This is a genomic window from Reyranella sp. (assembly GCF_052439685.1).
Classification (GTDB): domain Bacteria; phylum Pseudomonadota; class Alphaproteobacteria; order Reyranellales; family Reyranellaceae; genus Reyranella.
Genome location: NZ_JBQVQG010000068.1, coordinates 288 through 2,764 on the forward strand (window position 1 = coordinate 288; position 2,477 = coordinate 2,764).

A 2,477-nucleotide genomic window follows, 5' to 3' on the forward strand; every position below is an offset into this window, starting at 1 on the left:
TCCACGCGCCTTGGCGAAGGCCAGTTCCGTTGGCCGCGCGACGTGGATGGCGTGATGCGTCTCCCCCCCCCCCCCCGGCCAGTTGACGGCGCTGCTGGAAGGACTGGATTGGACGCGCGTGCACGCGCGCCGGGTGCGCACGCCGCTTGCCGTGCAGTAGCCGGCGCGACCTGATGACTCAGTGAGCGATATCACAACCGCGCTGACATCGGTGATGTGGTTGACTGCAGACCGTGAGCGCAGCGCTTGAAGATCTGCCCAACGACTTCGCCGCATTGCGTGCCTTGCTCCTGGCCGAACGAGCCCATCACGCCAGCGAACTGGCCGAGCGCGACAGTCGGCTCGAGCGGCTGATGGCGATGCTGCAGACGTTGCGGCGCGCCCAGTTCGGCCGGCGCTCCGAGAAGTTCGATCCCGCCCAACTCGCCTTGGCGCTGGAAGACCTCGAGATCGCCGTCGCGGCGGCCCAGGCTGATGAGGAGAAGCACGACAAGGTGCGATCGACGCCGCGGCGCGCTGAGACCAAGCGCGTGCCCTTGCCGGCCCACTTGCCGCGGATCGAGCAGGTGCTCGAGCCCGACAGCACGGCTTGCCCGTGCTGTAACGGGGCGATGCATCGGATCGGCGAGGACCGGTCCGAGCGGCTTGACGTCATCCCGGCTCAATACCGCGTGCTGGTGACGCGCCGGCCCAAGTACGCCTGCCGCGCCTGCGAGGGTGCGGTGGTGCAAGCTCTGGCGCCGGCGCGGCTGATCGAGGGCGGCTTGCCGACCGAAGCCACGGTGGCCCACGTCCTGGTCAACAAGTACGCCAATCATCTACCACTTTATCGGCAATGGCAGATCCTGGCCCGCCAGGGCATCGACGTCGACCGTTCCAACCTTGCCCTGTGGACCGGCCGCGGAGCATTCCTGCTGGCGCCAGTGGTTCACCGAATGCTGGAGCGGCTGAAGAGCTCGGCCAAGCTGTTCTGCGATGAGACGCGTGCCCCAGTTCTCGATCCCGGCCGCGGCCGGACCAAGACTGGGTATCTGTGGGCGATCGCCCGCGATGACCGGCCGTGGGGCGGCGCGGATCCGCCGGCGGTCGTCTACCTCTATGCGCCGGGGCGCGGTGGTGAGCATGCCCTGCGCCACTTGGCCGGGTTCGCGGGCGTCCTGCAGGTCGACGGCTATACCGGCTACAACGCCCTGGCGAATCCGGCTCGCGCCGGCGGCGCAGTGATCTTGGCCTATTGCTGGTCGCACTTCAGGCGTCAGTTCTATGACCTTGCCAAAGGCGGCAACGCCCCAATCACCAGCCAGACATTGGCCCGCATCGCCCAGCTGTACGCCATCGAGGACAGTATCCGCGGCCAACCTGCGCCACAGCGCCAGGCCGTGCGCCAGCAGCGCACCAGGCCCCTGGTCGACGAGCTGTTCGCCTGGCTCGAGGTGCAGCTGCGGCTGGTCCCCAAGGGCGCCAAGATTGCCGACGCCATCCGCTATGGCTTCAATCATCAGGATGGCCTGCGGCGCTTCCTCGACGACGGCCGTATCGAGATCGACACCAACACAGTCGAGCGCACGATCCGCCCGATCGCCCTCAACAGAAAGAACAGCCTGTTCGCCGGCCATGACGAGGGGGCTGTCCACTGGGGTGTGGTCGCGTCGCTGGTCGAGAGCTGCAAGCTCAATGACATCGAGCCGCAGGCCTGCCTCACCGACATCCTCACCAAGCTAGTCGACGGCTGGCCGATGCGGCGCCTCGATGAGTTGCTGCCCTGGGTCTGGGCGCAGCAGCATGGCGCGGATAAGCTGGTCGGGTGACCAAGCCCGCCTACACCTACGACGAACTCGACGAGATCTTCCGCGGCAAAGGCGACGACGACACCGTCGGCATGAGCTTGATCGACGGCCTGATCGCCGCCCTGGTGGCTGGGCCGGTGTTCGTTCATCCCGCGGAATGGTTGCCCCTGATCTTTAACGGCCGTGTGCCCAACGGTCTTGCCGGCATGCCCGAGAATCTGGCGGTCAACACGATCTTCAATCGCTACAACGAGGTATCGGCGATACTGGCCGACCATCCCAAGGCCTATCGCCCGATCTTCATGTTCGATGCCGATCACCTCGTCGTCGACCATTGGGCGGTCGGGTTCATGCGCGGCATAACTCTGCGCGTTCAGGAATGGACCGAAGTGCTGCTCACCGACATGCGGCTCACACTCGCTCCGATCTTCCTCTCGCACGACATGGGAACCGGCTTCCTGCCGGATATGCCCAAGGCCGAGCAGCTTCGCCGCCGCACCACCGCCCACCAACACATCGCCGATGCCGTGGTCGCTCTGCGACAGGCCTGCAACCCAAAGCGCTCCACTTCGTCTAAGCCTGCCAAGACGCGCCGAGTGCGTGCTCGCCGCACTGACCTGCCCTGATTCTTCGGACCACGGTTAAGTTGGAGGAACCGGCGTCTCCTGGTCGTTCGATTGTCCCTTCAAG

The 2,477-nt window shown here is 66.0% G+C and carries 2 protein-coding genes; both read left to right on the forward strand.

All coding sequences use genetic code 11. From position 1 onward, the window contains the following. Positions 1–233: 233 nt before the first annotated feature. The gene (tnpC, locus tag ACT6UX_RS30320; RefSeq protein ID WP_444778850.1) at positions 234–1,808 is read left to right on the forward strand and encodes an IS66 family transposase; all 1,575 of its coding nucleotides are present in this window, start codon (positions 234–236) and stop codon (positions 1,806–1,808) included. Beyond that, positions 1,805–2,413, forward strand: a complete 609-nt coding sequence (locus ACT6UX_RS30325) for a UPF0149 family protein (protein ID WP_444778851.1) — start codon at positions 1,805–1,807, stop codon at positions 2,411–2,413. The genes tnpC and ACT6UX_RS30325 overlap by 4 nt, the downstream gene beginning before the upstream one ends. Positions 2,414–2,477 lie beyond the last annotated feature (64 nt).